Source organism: Streptomyces sp. NPDC059668, from assembly GCF_042734135.1.
In the GTDB taxonomy this organism is placed as follows: Bacteria; Actinomycetota; Actinomycetes; order Streptomycetales; family Streptomycetaceae; genus Streptomyces.
In genome coordinates this window covers 13,077-30,790 of the sequence record NZ_JBHWEL010000087.1, presented here as the reverse complement: position 1 = coordinate 30,790, position 17,714 = coordinate 13,077, and the positions used below count along the sequence as shown (strand labels likewise).

Sequence of the window (17,714 nt, the reverse complement as noted above, 5' to 3'; positions counted from 1 at the left end):
GGGATGCTGTCCTCGGGGGGCCCGTCGGCGCCCCGCCCCGGTCGAACGGCTCGCTCCGTGGCGGACGGCCGCGGTCCGGCCGGGGTCGTGCGACCCCGGACGGACCGTTCTTCACGCGCTGCGATCCGCGGCCGTGCGTCAGCGCAGGCCGAACGCCCGGATGACCGTCTGGTGCACCGCGTTGCCCGCCGAGTCCTCGACGCTCGCCCTGAGCGACACGTAGGGCGCCTTCTTCGGCGCGTCCAGGCGGTACCGCCCGTCGTGATCACGCGTGGCCCGGTGCCACGTCGTGCCGCCGTCGTAGGACATCTCCAGGGTGACCGCGCCGACCTTGCCCGCGCCGACGGCCCCAGGCAGCTGACCTGCGGTGACGGACAGGGTGTCGTGCCGCCCGGCCCGCCCGGCCGAGTCGGTGCCGACCTCGTAGTCGATCTGCACCAGCGGCAGCACCGCGGTGGAGCCGTCCGCCGTCGCCTTCGAGGTGAAGTCCCACTCGGTGCGCGTGCTGGAGGAGTACGGGGTGAACGCCGCGTCGCGCTTGCTGGTGACGACCAGCCGGTACGGCAGCTTGCCGGCGCCGGGCGCGTCGCCCGAGACGTTCGTGAAGGTTCCGGTGCCCAGCTCCTTGGTGCCCTGGTACAGGGTCTGCCGCTGCTCCGCCACGCCGTCCATCTGGCTCATGCCGACGTGGTCGTGGCTGCCCCAGGCCGGGGCGTCGATGTACAGGTGGTCACCCTTGCGCGTGGGCATGCTGTACACGTCGTTCAGGTACGGCCGTTCGATCGGCTTGAACCACTCCTCGGACTGTGTGCTGCCCGCCCGGTAGGAGGTCTTGGCCCCGGCTTCGAAGACCAGGCCGTCCGCGTACGCGCTCTGGCTCCAGCTGTTGAAGCCCCCGGTGGAGACCCAGTCGGTGCGCTTCCCCCGCACCGGCTCCGGCATCATTCCGCCGATGGCCCAGTCGTTGTAGTCGGGCCAGTCGAACCGGAACTCGCCGCCGGTGTTTCCCGGGGCCGGGCTGTCGAAGGTCTCGTCGACCCGGGCGAGGTTCTTTGAACTGCCCTGCACCACCAGGTGGGTGGGGATCTCGTTGTGCCAGGTCCGGTCGAGGTCGTAGACGTACGGGCTCACGGGCGCGGAGCCGACCGTGACCGAGGCGCCCCGGTCCTGGGCCTGGCGGACGAGCTTCTCGCCCTCGTCGGTGCTGAGCAGGCCCACGTCGAGCCGGACGGGCGTCGAGCTGAACGGCGCGTTGTAGGAACGGAAGCCGCGGCCGTCCACGTTGTTCACGACCAGCATGAGCTTCGCGCCCGCGGCCACCGCGGCGGACGCCTGGCCCATGTCGGACACGTCGTCGTTGCGGCGTACCACCACCGCCTTGCCTCGCACGTCCAGGTGGGCGTAGTCGGCGCTCGCGCCCTGACCGGCGAAGACCAGCGGGAGCTTGACGCTGCCCTTGGGCAGGGGGGTGACGCCGTCCTGGCGCAGCACATCGGTGAAGTCGGTCGTCCGGGTGGAGACGGACAGGGCGGGCTGCTCCTTGCGCCAGCGAGCTGCCAGGTAGAAGTCGCCGTCGGTGACCTTGTGGGTCGTCGGCTGGGCCCACAGGCTGTCGTAGTTGGTCTGGGTCTCCATGTAGTCCCGCCAGTTCTGGCCGCCCATCTGGCGGGTGTAGTCCAGTCGCTGGTAGGTCGTCTCGGTCCGCTGCGGGACCGTCATGTCGATCCGGTCGATCTTGGACGCGTCGAGCGTGACGGTGGTGTCGCGGTCGAGTCGGACGTCCGGGTCGCCCAGCAGCGCCATGCCCCACGAGTGAGGACCGTGCACGCCCTGCACCGTCTTGAAGGACAGCACCGAGTACACGTCGTTGGGCAGGTACATCTGCGCCGTACCGGATTCGTCGATCACGACGAACTGCGGGACGTCGTCACCGGACCTGAGCAGTTCGACCACGCCGGACATGGGCCGCCCCTGGGCGTCCTTGAACTCCATGGTCAGTCTGTGCTGCACATCGCCGAGGGAGACGGCGGTGTGCGCCGCGGCCTTGCCGTCCGCGCTCTTCGCGACGACCTGCCCGGTGTACCGGCCGTCGGTGGTGACGCCCGAGCCGTCGATCGTCACGGTGACACCGGCGGTCCCGTGCGCGGGCACGACCACCTGGGGGGCGGAGAGCCGGAACACGCCGGCGGGGGCGTGTGCCGCCTCGACGGTCAGCGCGAGGGTGACGGCCTTGTCCGTGGTGTTGGTGTACGTCACCGGGCGCCGCACGCCGCCGGCGGGATTCTGCGGAACCTGGGCGGCGTACGCGGTCGCCGTGGCGAAGACTCCGGCGTGCGAGGCCGCGGCGACGTCGAGGCGGCCGCTGCCCGCCTGGAAGGCGTCGTACCGCGGGGTCTGCCGGGAACTGCTCGCCAGCAGATCCTTCAACTGGCTTCCGGTGAGGTCCGGATGAGCGGCGGCCATCAGCGCGGCGGCGCCGGCCACGTGGGGCGTGGCCATCGAGGTGCCGCTCATCGTCTGGTAGGCGCCCTCGCCGTTGCCGTCGAACTGCGAGTTGGCCGCGAGGATGCCGATCCCGGGGGCGGTGATCTCCGGCTTCAGAGCGCCGTCCACGCGGGGACCCTGGCTGGAGAACTCGGCCACCGCGTCGTCGGCGTCGACGGCGCCCACGGTCAGCGCTTCGCTCGCCGCGCCCGGTGCGCCGATGGTGCTCGGCGCGCCCGAGTTACCGGCGGCGACGACGAACAGCGCACCGGTCTGGGCGCTGAGCCTGTCGACGGCCTGGCTGAGGGGGTCGCTCCCGTCGGACGCCTGCCCGTCGCCGAGGCTCATGTTGATGACCTTGGCGTGCTGGTCGACCGCGGCCCATTCCATACCGGCCAGGACCCAGGAGGTCTGACCGGACCCGGTGTCGTCCAGCACCTTGCCTATGTCGAGGCGGGCGCCGGGGGCGACGCCCTTCTCCTTGCCGTCGGAGGCGGCGCCGGTACCGGCGATGATGGACGCGACATGCGTGCCGTGACCGAAGTGGTCGTCCGTGTTCTCGTCCGGTACGAAGCTCTGCCGGCCCGCGACGCGGTCCGCGAGGTCGGGGTGTCCCGCGTCGACGCCGGTGTCGAGGACGGCCACGTCCACGCCCTGTCCGGTGTTGCCGTCCGCCCAGACCTGGGGGGCGCCGATCTGCGTGGTGCTGTCGGCGAGGTCGGCGTGGACGAGGCCGTCCAGCCATATGTGCGCGATCCCGCCGGCGAAGGCCGGTGCGGCGGACTGCTTGCGGGCTCCGTCGGTCGTCGCCGTCCCGGCCACGGACTTCCAGAAGTCCGCGGCGTGCGAGCGGTCCGCGGTGAGGGCGGCGCCGTTGATGCCGTCGAGGGTACGGACCCGGGTCGCCCCGTCGGGCGGAGCGGCGGCCTTGCGGCGGGAGTCGGCGGGGTGCGTGTACGAGACGATGAGCGGCAGCCGGTCACGGTGCGCGTCGTCGTACCCGTCGGCGATCATGTCCGTGATGTCGAACAGCTGCCGGTCCAGGGTGCCCTTGGCCACGAAGGGCAGCACGGACTCGGGGAACACGTAGAGGTCGTCGCCCGACGTCAGGATGCGGGTCTGTACCGGACGTCCGTCGGCACCGCGGACGCTGACGACGCCTCCGGTCCTGCCGTGGGTGCCGGGGCCCTGTCGGGTGGTGACCACGTCACCGGTGATCAGTGTGACGGAGTGGTCGCCGGCGGGCACCCGGTCGGACGCGGATGCGGGGGTCGGGGAGTCGGCTGCGTCGGAACGGGCTGCTGAGGGCACCGAGGCCGTCGCGTCGTAGGGGCCGGCCAGCGCGAGTACCAGAGCACCGGCGGCAACCGGCACACTCCAGCGTCTGCGGTGGTGTGCTTTCACAAGGTCTCTCCCGGCTGTGCGGTGGCGCCGCCTGACCGCTCGTCGGCATCGAGGATGCTCGGAGCCCTTCCACAGGTGGCGTGAACGTTCAGAGTGAAAGCTTGTGAACGAGGAATGTCTAGATCAAACTCATGTCGTACATCGCCACTTGGCGATTCGCGTCACGACCGTCCCGACGGTTCGCCGGGCGGTGATCGCTGGGAGGGCGTCCGGTGCTGAGCACCCTGGGGATCAGCGAGTTCGACGAACGGGTCTACCGCAGCTATCTGGCCAAGTCGGACCGGACGGCCGCCGAGATCGCCGAGAGCCTGGGCACCACGCCCGGCCGGGTCAGGCGCACGGTCTCCCGGCTGGTGGAGCTGGGCATGCTGAGACGGGAAGGGCACGGCCAGTACCGGCCGGTCAGCCCGCACACCGCGCTGAGGGCACTGCTCGCCAGACGCCGAGCCGAGACCGAGGCGGCGTTCACCTCGGTGTGGGGCACCGTCGACGACCTGGCGGACGAATACCGCGCCCGTCGGCTCCAGGAGGACCCGACCGGGCTGGTGGAGGTGATCACCGGGGAGGCGGAGATCACCCTGCGCGTCGCCGAACTGATGCAGTCGGTCCGCACCCACTTCTGGGTGCTGGATCGACCCCCCTATCTCGGTCCTTACAGCACCGAGTTGGAGGAGGAGCTGACGATGGACCTGCTGGGCCGCGGGGTCGACATACGGTCGGTCTACACCCCGGAGGCACTGGCGCAGCCGGAGCGTTTCGAACTGATCACCCACCTGGCCCGGATCGGCGAGCAGGCCCGCATCCTGCCGGCCCTGCCGTTCAGGCTGCGCATCATGGACCGACGCGTCGCGCTGGTCGCGCTGGTCCCGGGCCGCTACGACAGGATCGCGGTCGTCCACCGGTCGGGACTGCTCGACGCGCTCCTCGAGTTGTTCGACTCCTACTGGCAGCGTGGGCAGTCCCTCGTCGCGACCGCTCCGGAGACACCCGACGGCCCGAGCGCGCAGGACCTCCTGCTCCTGAAGATGATGCAGGCGGGCTACAAGGACCAGGCGATCGCGAGGCAGTTGGGGACGAGCGCGCGCACGGTGACCCGCCGCATCGCGACGATCGCATCCGGGCTAGGCCTCGAAACGCGCTTCCAGGTGGGCGCCGAGGCGGCCAAGAGGGGCTGGATCTAGGACCCGGCCGTTGTTCACGTCGGCGTCCGTGTGTGTCGGGGTGGCCGATCTTCCTTCTTGGGCAACACGGACGACTACATCGCGCCACCGGGGAGAAGGCCGTGCCGCCGGGACGATCCGAGCGCGAGGCTGGTCGACCGACCGGGACACCTCAACAGGGCTCCCCGTGAGGTGAGTGAGGTTGACTCCGGTCGTGTGGGGCCCCGACGCTCACTGCAGGACCCCGGCAGTGCGAGCCGAGGAAAGCCAGCTGGGGAACTCCTGTAGGAGCCGGTCGTAGAGGAGATCGTCGTTCACGGAGCGCGGGTCACGGCCGGCGTGAAAGAAGCCCGCGTTGTCGACGATGCGGTGTTCGGGTACCGCGAGGTCGTCCAGGCGGCGGAGAAAGGCGAACTCGTTGTCGTCGGGATCGCCGAACCCGATGAATTGCCAGAACAGCGGCAGGCGGGCCGCTTTGCACAGGTACCGTTCAGCGGCGAACCTGCTGGTGGGGCCACCATCCGTCTGGAAGATCACCAGGGCGGGAGCGTCATTGCCGGAAGCCAGGTAGTGGTCGACGACTCCGTCCATGGCCCACTGGTAGTTCGTCCGCCCCATGTGCCCGAGGTTCTCGTGCAGCTTGTCGATTCGGCCCCGATGGCCTCCGAGCTTGAGGTCGGTGGACCCGTCGACGTCGGTGGAGAAGAACACCACCGGCACCGTGCCGTCGTCATCAAGGTGCGCCGACAGGGACAGGACCTGCTCACCGAGATGCTGCATGGTGCCGTCTTTGTAGTAGGGCCGCATCGAACCGGAGCGGTCCAGGACGAGATACACGGCGGCGCGCACCCCCTCGAGGCCGTGCGCGCGCACGCTGGAACCAGCGGCCTTGTACAGGTCCACCAGATCCGGTGCCTGCGCCCGCATCTTCGAGAGATCGATTGCCCGGGTCCCGTTCCGCACCGTGCGCATGCTCACCACTCCTGTATCCCGAACCACCCTCATCCTCTCGTGCGATGCGCTACCCCGAGCGAGAGTTTTCTCCAAAGCGCCTCAGGTCGCCTTGCCTTGAGGTAGCCCGCTTTGGCCGGGAAGGCGGGAAAGGGCACCGTCGGCAGTAACTGACGACCACGACGCGTTCTGGCCCGTGCGGCTGGGTCGGTCAGGCGTCGGGGTGGCGACGCGTCCTCGATCGGGAGAGGCAGGGCGGTGGTACGAGGCGGGGCGGCCGGCAGTTCGCTGGGGAGTGCCGGCCGCCCCGATTCAGGACGCGGTCGGGGGCGTCAGCCCTGGTCCGCCTTGGAGACCAGCAGGTTGAGCTTGCTCGTGATGCCGCCCGTGGTCACCGAGATCGTCGTGGTGCCGGGCTTGAGCGCGGTCACCGCCCCGGTCACCGGGTCGATCCTGGCGACCTTCTTGTTGGAAGTCGCCCAGACGTGGGACATCGGGTCGGCCACCGGCATCGTCGGCGGGTCGCTGATGTCGTTGCCGTTGGCGTTCACGGCGGTCGCCGTGAACTGCTTCGCCTGACCGGCCACCATGGTGTCGGTGCGCGGAGCGGCCGCGTCGGAGCCGGCGGTGCCCTGGTCGATGGTCATCGACTTGAGCATGGCCTGGACCGAGTACTGGACCGTTCCGTCCTGGTTGACGTGGAACAGGGCGAAGTGGAAGAGACCTCCCTTGTCGGCGGCCACGTACGGCCGTGTGCCGATGTCGGCGATCGTGAACTGCGGGATGCCCAGCTTCGCGTCCGCCGGGTTGCCCAGCGGGTCGATGAGCTGGTCGGCGAAGCCGCGCGAGTGGCCGTACATCAGCACCACGCGCTGCTTCGGGTGCGACAGCCGGTAGTCCTGGATCAGCTGGAGGTACTGCTGTGCCTCCCAGCGGTTCGAGAACTGGTTCGACTTGTTCGGCGCGTGGTCGTAGGCGGGCATGTGCACACCTACGAACACCACCGGGGTGGTCGCCTTCTCCAACTGCTCGGCCAGCCACGGGTACTGCGGCTCCGCGGGCTGCTGGAACTTGTCGGAGACCGCGATCGAGCCGCTGGAGTTGTCCAGGCCGATGAACGTCGCCCGGCCCTGCTGGAACGAGAAGTGCGTGTTCTGCTTGAAGACGTCGAAGAAGTTGGTGTTCTGCGGGATGGCGCCCTGGCTCACCTCGTGGTTGCCGACCACGTCGTACAACGGCACGCCGAACTGCTCCCATTGGGCCTTCGCGTAGGCGAGGTCGTCCTTGTTGCCGGTGTCGGCGATGTCGCCGAGGCTCAGCGCGACGTCCGGACGGGCCTGCGCCGGCAGCGGTGCGACGGTCTGACCGGACGCGGTCCGGAACGACTTGCCGGTCGTACGGTCGACCATGCCGGCGATGTTCTTGACGCTCGTCGAGTCGGGGTTGGCCGCCACCAGGTGGCCGTCGTCGCCGATGATGAACGTCTGCCCGCCGGGCCGGAAGTCGGCCGGATCCTGGGTGTACCGCAGCCAGGACGGGTTGTCCGGGTTGATCGCCTGGTAGGGGGCATCCTGCGTCGGCGTGCCGACGGAGTACTGGAGCTTCATCCCCGCGAAGGTGAACTTGCCGACGTTGGCGCCGGTCGCGTTCTGGCCCACCAGGCTGATGTCCTGGATGGTCAGCGGGTAGGACGTGAAGACACCCCAGACCAGCTTCGCGCTGCGCTCGTTCCACCGGTTGTAGTCGCTCGGGGCCAGCTCGAGCCAGAGCCCCATCAGGTGCCCCTCGGCGTCCGAGACGTTGAGGACCATCCACGACTTCTGCGGGGCGGCGCTCTCGACCTTGAACTGGAAGCGCAGGCTCTGCGGCACCTGGCCGAGCTCGTTCTTGTCGGCCTTGGCGCCGGCGCCGTTGTTCGGCACCACCCGCACCCGGTGCTGCTTGGTGTCGTTGGGGAACGCGTACTCCACCTGGAGCGCCCGCGCCTGGCCGGATCCCGGCGGCACGTCGGTGGTCTCGGCGAAGTGGTCGGCGGGCACCGTGACGGCGCCACCGTCCGCGCGCATCTGCCACTCCGCGGCGTTGTCGGCCGTGAGCAGCGGTGTGATGACCGAGCCGATGCTCAGCACCGCGGTCGCCGTGCGTCCTCCGGCCGCGGCGGTGAGGTGGACCTCGCCACTGCCCGTGGAGGCCGCGGTGAACACGCCGGTGGCGGGGTCGATCCTGCCCAGGTCGCTACGGTCGAGCGTCCAGGTCACCGACTCCGGCGCGACGGTGACCGCCGCGGACTTGCCGTTCGTGCCCTGCGCCGTGAACTTCTGCGAGGCGTTGTTGGCCAGGCCCTGCTGTGCGGGGGAGACGCTCAGCCGGTCGAACGCCGCCGCCACCGTCAGCTTCACGTGGGCGGTCTTGCGACCCGCACGCACGGTCAGCGTGCCGGAACCGGCCGAGCCGGCCTTGAAGACGCCGTTCGTCCAGGTGCCCAGGCCGCTGGGCAGGGCCGTGACGAAGACCGGGTCGCTGGTGGGGTTCCCGGCGCGGTCCGTCGCGAACGCCTTCACCTTCGAGACCACGCCCTCGGCCGTCGACAGCGCGGCACCGTCGTTGACGAACGCCTTCTTCGCCGGTCCGGCCGTGGTCGAGGTGGAGTACACGAACAGGCCGTTGGCGACCGGCCGCTCGGAGAGGTCGGAGGGGGTGTTGGCCAGTGTGGCCTGCGTGTCGCCCGGCCGGCGCACCGCCATGGCGGTCGACCCGCCGCCGTCGAGCAGGACCGCGTCCCGCACGCCGAGCGACCGCATGTAGGAGGCCACCTGCTGCCATCCCACGCCGAGCGCGACGTTGGCCGCCTTCTGGCCGTCGAGCGTCGCCATGACCAGGCGTCCGTCGGCGGTGCTGCCGATCACCGACTCCGGGTGCAGACCGCTGGGCATCTGGTTGACCGGGTCCTGGAACACGGCCCCGTCCTTGAGGATGCGGCCCGGGCCCTGGATCATCTCCTGGATGTCGTTGTTCGGGCTGATCCGGTGCGTCGTGGTCACAACCGAGCCGACCTTGACGTTCTGCTGGATCCACTGGCCGCCCGCGCTGGCCGCGTCCCCGCCGACCAGACCGTACTGTCGGCCCGAGAGGGAGTCACCGGTGGTCACGCCCGTGATCCGGATCGTCGCGCCCTGGTCGTCGGAGGTGCCCACCGCGACGACCTTGGTGCCGCCGAACCAGGTCTTCGCGACGTCTCCGAGCCGAGGCGTGATCTGCGTGATGCCGTCGCCGGTCGCGTCGGCCAGCCGGTTCACCGAGCTGAGTGGACGGCTCGAGCCGCCGTCGACGGCGACGGAACCGCTGAAGACCTGGTTCCCGTACGCGACGGAGCCGTTCCGCAGCACCGAGATCGTGCCCTCGTGGTTCGACGTCGGGCTCTTCCAGATCTCACCGCCGACGATCTCGCCGTCGTTCGCCTGACCTGACGCGTTGATCTGGAAGTAGCCGCCGTTGATCCCGGCCACCGCTCCGGTACGGACCGCCATCGACGAGGTCGTCTCGTCCTGCGGGTCTACCACGGCGTCGTGCGAGACCACCACACCGAGCCGCACGTTCGGGTCCCGGGTGTCCGCGGACACGACGTCGACCGGCACCCGGCCGTCGATCGAGTCGACCGCGCCGTCCGAGTAGGTGACCCCGTTCGTCACCGTCACCGGCTTGGTCATCGTGTGCTGGGTGATCGTCGACCAGGAGTCGAGCTGCTGAGGGAGCCACGAGGCGTCGCCGGCGGCGGCGAAGGAGACGGCCGGCGTGGACGTGCCCGTCAGCCCGAGTGCGAGCGCGGCGACACCGGTCGCCACCATCCCGCGACGTCTCACGGAACGACCCCGCGAGACGTCACATTGTCTTATCAAAGTGAACATGATCAGCAGTGAACGGTCAGGCACTGAATGCGGTGACTCATCAGGTTGAGGAAAGATCATCTGCCAGATGAACGTCGGACCATGGTCGTCGTCCGTCATCTCTCCCGGCTCCGATGCCGTGTTGATGGCGCTCGTCCCGATCGATCACACCCCGCCCGCATTCCGGTGCGCTCGCCGTCGGGTCCGACCGGTTCACGGGGCCGTCGACCTCCGCGACCCGCCCCGGACGTCCTTCCCACCACCCGCTCCGAGCGGACGGCCCGGCAGACCCGTGGCTGCCCGCCACCGGCCGGCGTCCTCAGTCCTCCCGGGCCCAGCCTTCGCCGCAGCATCGGCAGGCGAACTCGGCCTCCCAGCGCGGCAACCGACGTTCGACGTTGCGGACGCGGACCGACCGCACGCTCAGCGTGTCCCTCCGACGCTGCCGTGCTCCACGGGGAAGTCCGGGGGCCAGGGCTGGGCGAAGTCGAACAGGGACGGGTCCTCGAACTTGCGGTCCGCCTCGCGCCACGAGGGTTCGGCGGAGACGACGAAGCTGTCGCCGTCCGGCTCGATCATCCAGGTGAAGCCCGCGTCGCCCGCGGCGAGGTCATGACGCTCTTTCAGCACCGCGAACTCCGCCTCCGACGCCGGGCGTATGTGGATCCCCTTCTGGTAGACGGGTTTGAGGAGCATGAGCTCCACATGCCCGAAGTACACCTCGACGCGGGTGTCCGTTCCGTCGACGGCGAGGGCGTCGCTGCGCAGCAGCAGTTGACGGTGCGACGCCGCGAAGCTGACCAGCCGGAACAGACGTCCCTCTCGTATGAAATCCGCCATTCTCCGTGTTCTTCCTGTCCTTGGGGTCTTCGGGTCACTCGGCCCGGTCCGGCGAGAATTTCGAGCGCGTCGGTCAGTGAGCGGCCCCGCAGGGATGGTATCGATTCTGGACTCACGCTGTTACGGCATGTCCGACTGAGTCCTAAAAATGGACTCGCTAACTGGAGGGGCGCACCATGGGTGTCGTCGAGACTCTCACCGGCCGCAACGCCGATTTCGCGAAGACCCGGTTCACCGAGGGTCTGCGCATGATGCCGGCCCTGAAGGCGATCGTGATCGGCTGCGTGGACCCGCGCGTCGATCCCGAGGCGGTCCTCGGTGCGGGCCCGGGCGAGATCGCAGCCATCCGCAACGTCGGCGGCCGCGTCACCCCGCGCACGCTGGAGGAGTTGGCGATGCTCCGCAAGGTGACGCAGTCAGCCGGTGGCGATCTCGGCCCCGGATGGGAGCTGATCGTGCTGCACCACACGCACTGCGGCATCACCCTCCTGGTGGACCAACCCGACCTGCTCGCACCCTACTTCGAGACCGACGAGCAGGGCCTGGCCGAACAGGCGGTCAGCGACCCGCGCGCCGCCCTCGCCCACGACGTCGCCGCTCTGCGCGCCGAGACCCGGTTGGGAGGGGTTCGGGTCTCCGGGCTCCTCTACGACGTGGCCACCGGAACCGTCGAGGTCGTCGTCCCGCCCACCGCCTGAACCACACAAGGACAGGACGGGCGACGCGAACCGGCGCTCCGGGCCGCCATCGACACGATCGGACAGTCATGTGCGACACCACTCACGCGTCCACGCACGAGGCGACGCTCTCCGCCCCGCGTCCCGTACCCGGCGACGCCGTGGACCCGATCGCCCTCAAGCCCGTCGACGAGGTCCGTGTCACGGTCTTGATGGACAACACCTTCGACGCCCTGCTCGTCGGCGACGCCCACACCGCAAGGACCGGCTTCGGACCGGCGGCCACCCCGGCCGGACAGTTCGAAACCGGACGCACCGCCGTAGGCCTCCTGGCCGAGCACGGGTTCTCCGCCCTGGTCACCGTCCGGCGCGGTGAGAAGGAGACGACCCTGATGTTCGACGCGGGGCTGTCGCCCTCCGGCATCATCACCAACGCCGACCGCCTGGGCATCCGCCTCGACGGCCTCCAGGGCGTGGTCATCAGCCACGGCCACTTCGACCACGCGGGAGGGCTCGACGGCCTTGCCGGCAGACTCGGCGGCAGCAGGATGCCGATGATCGTCCACCCCTACGCCTGGACCCGGCGCCGCATCCAGGATTCGCGCAGCACCTTCGACCTGCCCACTCTCAGCAAGAAGGCCCTCACCGGCGAGGGCTTCGAGGTCATCGAACGCAGGCAACCCTCGCTCCTCGTCGACGGCAGCGTTCTCGTCACCGGCGAGGTGGATCGCACCACGGACTTCGAACACGGCATGCCGGCGCCGCACCAGGCCTGGCACGACGCCGGCTGGCAGCACGACCCGCACGTCATCGACGACCAGGCTCTCGTCGTCCGTCTCAAAGGCCGCGGCCTGGTCGTCCTGACCGGATGCGGTCACGCGGGGGTCGTCAACATCGTGCGCCACGCCCAGCGACTGACCGGCGTCACGGCGCTCCACGCCCTGCTCGGCGGCTTTCACCTGAGCGGACCCGCCTTCGAACCCGTCATCGCGCCCACGGTCGCCGCGCTGAGCGACATCGCCCCGCACCTCGTCGCACCGGGGCACTGCACCGGCTGGCGGGCCCAGCACGCCCTGGCCGCGGCCCTGCCCGAGGCGTGGGTCGCCGGCAGCAGCGGCACCACGTACCGCCTCACCCGGGCCTGACACCCTCACGCCGCGAAAGAGCACCCGCACGGCACACCGCGCCCGTTCCCGGACAGTGCGCCTCTCCCCCTCCACAGGGCTGCCGAGGCCTCTCCGCCGTGGACCCCGCCGCGGGGCCCCGTCTGCGCGAGCCCGGCCGGGACGCATCGTGCCGACCGAACTTGCCGACCACGCCGGGAAGATTTCCGCCCGCGTCGTGGTTCTGAAACAAGTAGTGGTGACTATATTATTTTGAACCTTCGCAGGTACTCAGCGTTCCAGGCAGGTGCCCGCGTACGGGAGGAGAGGTCGATGAGCGGCGACGACAGGTGGATGGTCGGATTCCGATTCCGCCGTGAGGCGCGAGGGACCGTCGACCACTTCTACCTGCTGCACGGGACAGCGGGCAGCACCGGAGCTCGCCGCGCCGCCGCCCGGATGACCGGGCTCGCGTCCGAGCGTGCGGGCCGACGCGGCTGCCGAGTCGAGGTGGAGCGGGTGCAGATACAGCAGGTCGTCACCGACCTGCTGGGCCATGTGGGCCTGTCCGCTCCGATACCCGGCGTCGGGGCGCTGCCCGCCGTGAGCTCGCTGATGCCGCCGATCGAGGTGGCGCGATGACCCGCTCGTACGAGCAGACCTGTTTCATCGCCCGCGCGCTGGACGTGCTGGGAGAGAGATGGACGCTGCTGATCGTGCGGGAGCTCGTCCTGGGGCCCCGCCGCTACGTCGATCTCCTGTCGGCCCTGCCGGGCTTGGGGACGAGTCTTTTGGCCGCGCGTCTCAAGCACCTCGAGCAGCACGACGTGCTGCGTCGTACCACGCTGCCCGGTCCCGGCCATGCCGCCGCCTACGAACTTACCGACCGGGGCGAAGCGCTGATGCCGACCCTCGCCGGCCTCGTCGAGTGGGGCACAGGTCTGGCAGACCCGCCGCCCGGCTACACGGACCGTGTCGCCTGGACGACGGTGGCGATGCGCCTCACAGCCCGGGCGGAAGCGGCCCGCTTCGACACGCTCACGGAGCTGGTGGTGAGCGGGGAGGCGCTGTGGCTGCGGGGCGACGGCGAGCGGGTACGGCTGGCGACCGGCCGCGCGCCTGTCCCGCCCGGCCTGCGTCTGACCTGCGAAAAGGAGACGTTCTACGCCCTCGCGAAAGGGCAGGCCGCCGTCGATGAGGCGGTGGCCTCAGGACAGCTCGTCGTGGACGGGGAGCCTGACACCGCCCGGTTGTTCTTCGAGCTGTTCCGCCTGCCTGACGGACATCGCACGAGCTTCCCATGATCCCGTGCGGTACCGCCCGAAGGCCCCCTCACAGGCCCGTCCCCGGAAAGGGAGAACCATCGTGAAACGCAATCTTCTGGTGATCGGGGCGACCGGTAAGACCGGTACTCACACCGCCGAACTGCTGCTCGAACGCGGCCACCACGTCCGCGCGCTCGTCCGTCGCGCCGACGAGCGCTCCGAGAGGCTCGCCGGCCTCGGGGCGGAGATCGTGAGAGGCGACGTCCTCGACCTCGACTCGCTGGCCCGGGCCACGCGAGGGATCGACGCCCTGTATTTCACCTACCCGATCGCTTCCGGCCTGCTGGATGCCACGGTGAACGTGGCCCAGGCAGCGGAGGAGACCGGCGTGGAGGCGATGGTGAACATGTCGCAGATCTCCGCCCGCCGCGAGACCGCCAGCAACGCGGCACGGCAGCACTGGGTCGGGGAACGCGTGCTCGACCGCTCCCCGGTGGCCGTCACCCACATCCGGCCGACCTTCTTCGCCGAGTGGCTCATCAACATGTGGGACGGGACGGGCGAACTCCGCCTGCCTTTCGCGGACGGACGGCACGCCCCGATCGCCGCCGTCGACCAGGCGAGGGTGATCGCCGCCATCCTGGAGGACCCGGCCCCGCACGCCGGCAAGATCTACCCGCTCTACGGGGCAGTGGAGCTCGACCACTACGAGATCGCCGAGGCGATGTCGCAAGCCCTGGGCCGCGAGGTCACCTACGTGCCCATCGGCCTCGACGAATTCAAGGCGATCTTGGAGAAGCGCGGCGCGCCGGAGCACCTCGTCCAACACCTTCTCGCCGTCGCGGTCGACTACCGAAACGGCGTCTTCTCCGGCATGAACGACCTGGTCAAGTCGATCGGCGGCGCCGACCCGCTCGATGTCCGGGACTTCGTCACCCAGAACCGGTCCTTCTACGACGACCCCATCGACCGAGGAGGCGACCACACCGACCGATGAAGCGCGACCGTTGACGAGCGGCATCCCTGGCGCGTCCGGCGCGTCCGGCGCGTCAGGCCTCGGGACCCGCCATCGACCATCCTGGCGTGTTGGGCGTCCAGTGAAGCCCCCCGCTGTCGATCGCTTCCCCGCACTCGCCGCACACAGTCGCCGGGCGGACCCGGTGGCCATGGTGTTCCAGGATCATGGGCGGCTCGGCGACGGCCCAGCGGTCACCCCAGGCCAGGAGGTTGACGAGCAGGGGCAGAAGCTCCCTGCCCGCCTCGGTGAGGTGGTACTCGAATCGCGTGGCCTGATACTCGTGCTTCTCGAGGATGCCTTCGGCCACGAGGGATTTGAGTCGCGCGGCGAGCCGGTCACGCGGCGCTCCGGTGTTGCGGGCGATCTGGCTGAAGCGCCGGTTGCCGAACATGATCTCGCGAGCGATCAGCAACGACCAACGGTCACCGACGAGTTCCAGCGTGGCCGCGACCGCGCAGGGCCTTCCGGGGACTACGGGAAAATCAGGCATGTTTCAGCATATCAACTCACGGTTTGTGTATCAAACCGTTCATTGCGGACGGCCGCCCCGCGTACAACGGGACGATCCCGCCTTCGCGCCATGACGGGCCCGGACGAAGCGCCGTGCGGGCCACCCTGGGGGCGGGCGACTCTCACTGTTATGGTTTGAAACTCAAACCAAACTGGAGGATGGCCCATGACCGCTCGAGTTACCCCCTACCTCAACTTCGGCGGCAACGCGCGTGAAGCGATGGAGTTCTACCACTCGGTCTTCGGCGGCACGCTGGACATCACCACGTACGCGGATCTGCACCGGGCGGAGGGCGCCGGCCAAGAGGACCTGGTCGCCCACGCGATGCTGAGAGGCGCCGTCGGCGTCGTCCTCATGGGATCGGACACCCCGATCCCGGAAGCACAGGGACCGGGCGGCTCCTTCTCCGTGGCCCTAAGGGCTGTCCCGTAATCCCCGGCGGGCGCACGACGACAGCTACGGCACCTCGCCGCGTTGTCGGATCGCCCGAATACACCCAGTATGAGGACGACCCTCCGCCTTGCGATGCACCGCATCTGAGCCGCGCGCTGATCCACCGGGGATTACGGGACAGCCCTTAGGAGGCGACGAGACGCACCTCACCGCGTACTGGCATCGGCTCCGCGACGGCGGAACCGTGACGGTGCCTTTCGCCAAGTCCGCCTGGGGCGCGCTGCACGGACAGTGCGTCGACCGGTTCGGCACCTCCTGGCTGGTGAACGTGACGGCGGGCGAACCCTCCTGAGGGGTCGTCACCTCACGCTCACCCTGGCGCCGCCGGCCCCCTGCCCGAGATCGGAATTCGAGATCCCGGGCAGGAGTCGCCCGTGCCGCGCGCGGCGGGATCCTCAGCGCGCGGAGGACCCGACGGGCGCGGACACCGACCTCAGCCGTGGCAGGGCCTGGACCACGCCCGCGGCGAGGCCGAGAGCCGCGAAGACCCACCAGATGTGCTGGAAATTGTCCACTCCGGGGCCCATTTTCGAAGTTCCCAGGAGAGCGACGAAGATGCTGACCCCCAGTACCGCCCCGAGTTGCCTGAAACTGGAGTTGATCGCGGATCCGACGGCGAACTGCGCCGGGGGAAGTTTCGCGACGGCGGCACCGGACTGCACAGGGAGGGTGAGACCGATACCCAGTCCGGTGAGCAGGGTCCACGGCAGCCAGTGGGTCACCCAGTGCGGTGAGGAGTCGACGAAAAGAGCGAATCCGAGGCAGCCGAGAGTCCAGGTGACGGCGCCGGCGAAAAGGACGCGGCGATGTCCGACGACGGTGGCCAGCTTGGTCGTGGAGCGCGCGATGACGGTGACGACGATCGGTCCGGCGGAACTGGCGAGCGCCGCGCGCAGTACCGAGTAGTGCCATTCCGTCTGAAGGAAGATCAGATTCGCCAGCAGAAGGCCGAAGAACGCCGTCGAGAAAAGGAGCGTCGCTGCATTGATCTCCGAAAACTGACGTTCCTTGAAGAGAGCGAGATCCATCACCGGCCGTGCGGCCCGCGATGTGCGCCACAGGAAGACGGGAAGAGCGAGAGCCGCCGCGACGAATCCGATCACCACCCACGAGTCGGACCAGCCACGAGAAGGTCCCTCGATGATGGAGAAGCTGAGCAGCGCGGGAATCGCTGCCACGAGGAGCGCGCCGAGCGGATCGGGAAGACCGGAGGCCTGCGGGTCACGGGACTCGTGGAGCAGACGTCTGCCGAGCACCACGATCACCGCCGCGATCGGCACGTTGACCAGGAAGATCCATCGCCATGACGCGTACTCGGTGAGCAGCGCTCCGAGCGTGGGGCCGACCGCTGCCGCGGCGGCGGCCATCGCACCCCAGACGCCGATCGCGACATGCCGGCGGGCGGCGTGGAACTCGTGGAGGACGAGCGCCAGCGAGGACGGCACGACGAGTGCGGCGAAGACCGCTTGCAGCGCGCGGGCGGTGATCAGCACGCCCGCACTCGGCGCCAGCCCGCACAGCGCGCTCATGACCGCGAATCCGGTGATGCCCACGATGAATATGTTCTTGCGCCCGTAGCGGTCGGCGACCCGGCCCGCCGGGATGAGCATCGCCGCGAACACCAGGCTGTACGCATTGAGAACCCACGCCAAATGCCCGGCCGTGGTGTTGAAACTGTGACTGATGGTCTGGAAGGCGATGTTCACAATCGTGGTGTCGAGAAAGACCACGAAGGCGCCGAGACTGCCCAGGGCCAACACCCAACCAGCGCGACGATTGTCCGCGGGCACCTCATCCCGGGTGCTGTCGTCGACAGTGTTCCGGTCATCCCCCACGGGGGCGCGCTGCGCATTGTTCACCGTGCACAACTCCTCATGTCTTGTGGTGAGCTTCAACCTGCTCGGGAACGTTAACAGCGCATGGTTTGAAATTCAAACCATGCGCTTCGGGTCACGGTGCCGCAG

13 protein-coding genes are annotated in these 17,714 nt (G+C 69.3%); 7 read left to right on the top strand and 6 right to left on the bottom strand.

Annotation, left to right across the window (positions count from 1 at the left end; all coding sequences use genetic code 11):
- Positions 1-138: 138 nt before the first annotated feature.
- A complete protein-coding gene (locus tag ACFV2J_RS37060; RefSeq protein WP_385086384.1) occupies positions 139-3,858 on the bottom strand; it encodes a S8 family serine peptidase in 3,720 nt (1,239 codons plus the stop codon).
- Between the two features lie 242 nt (positions 3,859-4,100).
- On the opposite strand from ACFV2J_RS37060, the gene ACFV2J_RS37055 reads away from it, so the two are divergent.
- A complete protein-coding gene (locus ACFV2J_RS37055) occupies positions 4,101-5,069 on the top strand; it encodes a winged helix-turn-helix transcriptional regulator (RefSeq protein WP_385086387.1) in 969 nt (322 codons plus the stop codon).
- A gap of 210 nt (positions 5,070-5,279) precedes the next feature.
- Here ACFV2J_RS37055 and ACFV2J_RS37050 read toward each other — a convergent pair whose 3' ends face one another.
- From ACFV2J_RS37050 to ACFV2J_RS37040, 3 genes are all read right to left on the bottom strand, one after another.
- Positions 5,280-6,020: a VWA domain-containing protein gene (locus tag ACFV2J_RS37050; RefSeq protein ID WP_385086389.1), complete on the bottom strand. Its 741-nt coding sequence runs from the start codon at positions 6,018-6,020 to the stop codon at positions 5,280-5,282.
- A 311-nt stretch (positions 6,021-6,331) separates the two neighbouring features.
- Positions 6,332-9,859, bottom strand: coding sequence for a phosphodiester glycosidase family protein (locus ACFV2J_RS37045; protein ID WP_385442860.1), 3,528 nt, complete (start codon positions 9,857-9,859; stop codon positions 6,332-6,334).
- A 447-nt stretch (positions 9,860-10,306) separates the two neighbouring features.
- The gene (locus ACFV2J_RS37040; RefSeq protein ID WP_385086394.1) at positions 10,307-10,723 is read right to left on the bottom strand and encodes a hypothetical protein; all 417 of its coding nucleotides are present in this window, start codon (positions 10,721-10,723) and stop codon (positions 10,307-10,309) included.
- Between the two features lie 176 nt (positions 10,724-10,899).
- Here ACFV2J_RS37040 and ACFV2J_RS37035 point away from each other — a divergent pair, with 176 nt between their 5' ends.
- The 5 genes from ACFV2J_RS37035 (at position 10,900) to ACFV2J_RS37015 (ending at position 14,765) form a co-directional block, all read left to right on the top strand.
- Positions 10,900-11,421: a carbonic anhydrase gene (locus tag ACFV2J_RS37035; RefSeq protein WP_385442856.1), complete on the top strand. Its 522-nt coding sequence runs from the start codon at positions 10,900-10,902 to the stop codon at positions 11,419-11,421.
- Between the two features lie 68 nt (positions 11,422-11,489).
- A complete protein-coding gene (locus ACFV2J_RS37030) occupies positions 11,490-12,545 on the top strand; it encodes an MBL fold metallo-hydrolase (RefSeq protein ID WP_385086400.1) in 1,056 nt (351 codons plus the stop codon).
- Positions 12,546-12,836: 291 nt separating this feature from the next.
- On the top strand, positions 12,837-13,145 hold the full coding sequence (locus ACFV2J_RS37025; protein WP_385086403.1) for a hypothetical protein: 309 nt from the start codon (positions 12,837-12,839) through the stop codon (positions 13,143-13,145).
- Positions 13,142-13,807 carry a winged helix-turn-helix transcriptional regulator gene (locus tag ACFV2J_RS37020; protein WP_385086406.1) on the top strand — a complete coding sequence of 222 codons (666 nt, stop codon included), beginning with the start codon at positions 13,142-13,144 and terminating at the stop codon, positions 13,805-13,807. The genes ACFV2J_RS37025 and ACFV2J_RS37020 overlap by 4 nt, the downstream gene beginning before the upstream one ends.
- 61 nt (positions 13,808-13,868) lie before the next feature.
- Complete coding sequence (locus ACFV2J_RS37015) at positions 13,869-14,765, top strand: NAD(P)H-binding protein (protein WP_385086408.1); 897 nt, start codon at positions 13,869-13,871, stop codon at positions 14,763-14,765.
- Positions 14,766-14,817: 52 nt separating this feature from the next.
- Here the strand turns inward: ACFV2J_RS37015 and ACFV2J_RS37010 are convergent, their stop codons facing one another.
- Positions 14,818-15,276, bottom strand: a complete 459-nt coding sequence (locus tag ACFV2J_RS37010; protein WP_385086411.1) for a winged helix-turn-helix transcriptional regulator — start codon at positions 15,274-15,276, stop codon at positions 14,818-14,820.
- A gap of 186 nt (positions 15,277-15,462) precedes the next feature.
- On the opposite strand from ACFV2J_RS37010, the gene ACFV2J_RS37005 reads away from it, so the two are divergent.
- Positions 15,463-15,729: a hypothetical protein gene (locus ACFV2J_RS37005; protein WP_385086413.1), complete on the top strand. Its 267-nt coding sequence runs from the start codon at positions 15,463-15,465 to the stop codon at positions 15,727-15,729.
- Between the two features lie 416 nt (positions 15,730-16,145).
- Here the strand turns inward: ACFV2J_RS37005 and ACFV2J_RS37000 are convergent, their stop codons facing one another.
- On the bottom strand, positions 16,146-17,507 hold the full coding sequence (locus tag ACFV2J_RS37000; protein ID WP_385442850.1) for an MFS transporter: 1,362 nt from the start codon (positions 17,505-17,507) through the stop codon (positions 16,146-16,148).
- Positions 17,508-17,714 lie beyond the last annotated feature (207 nt).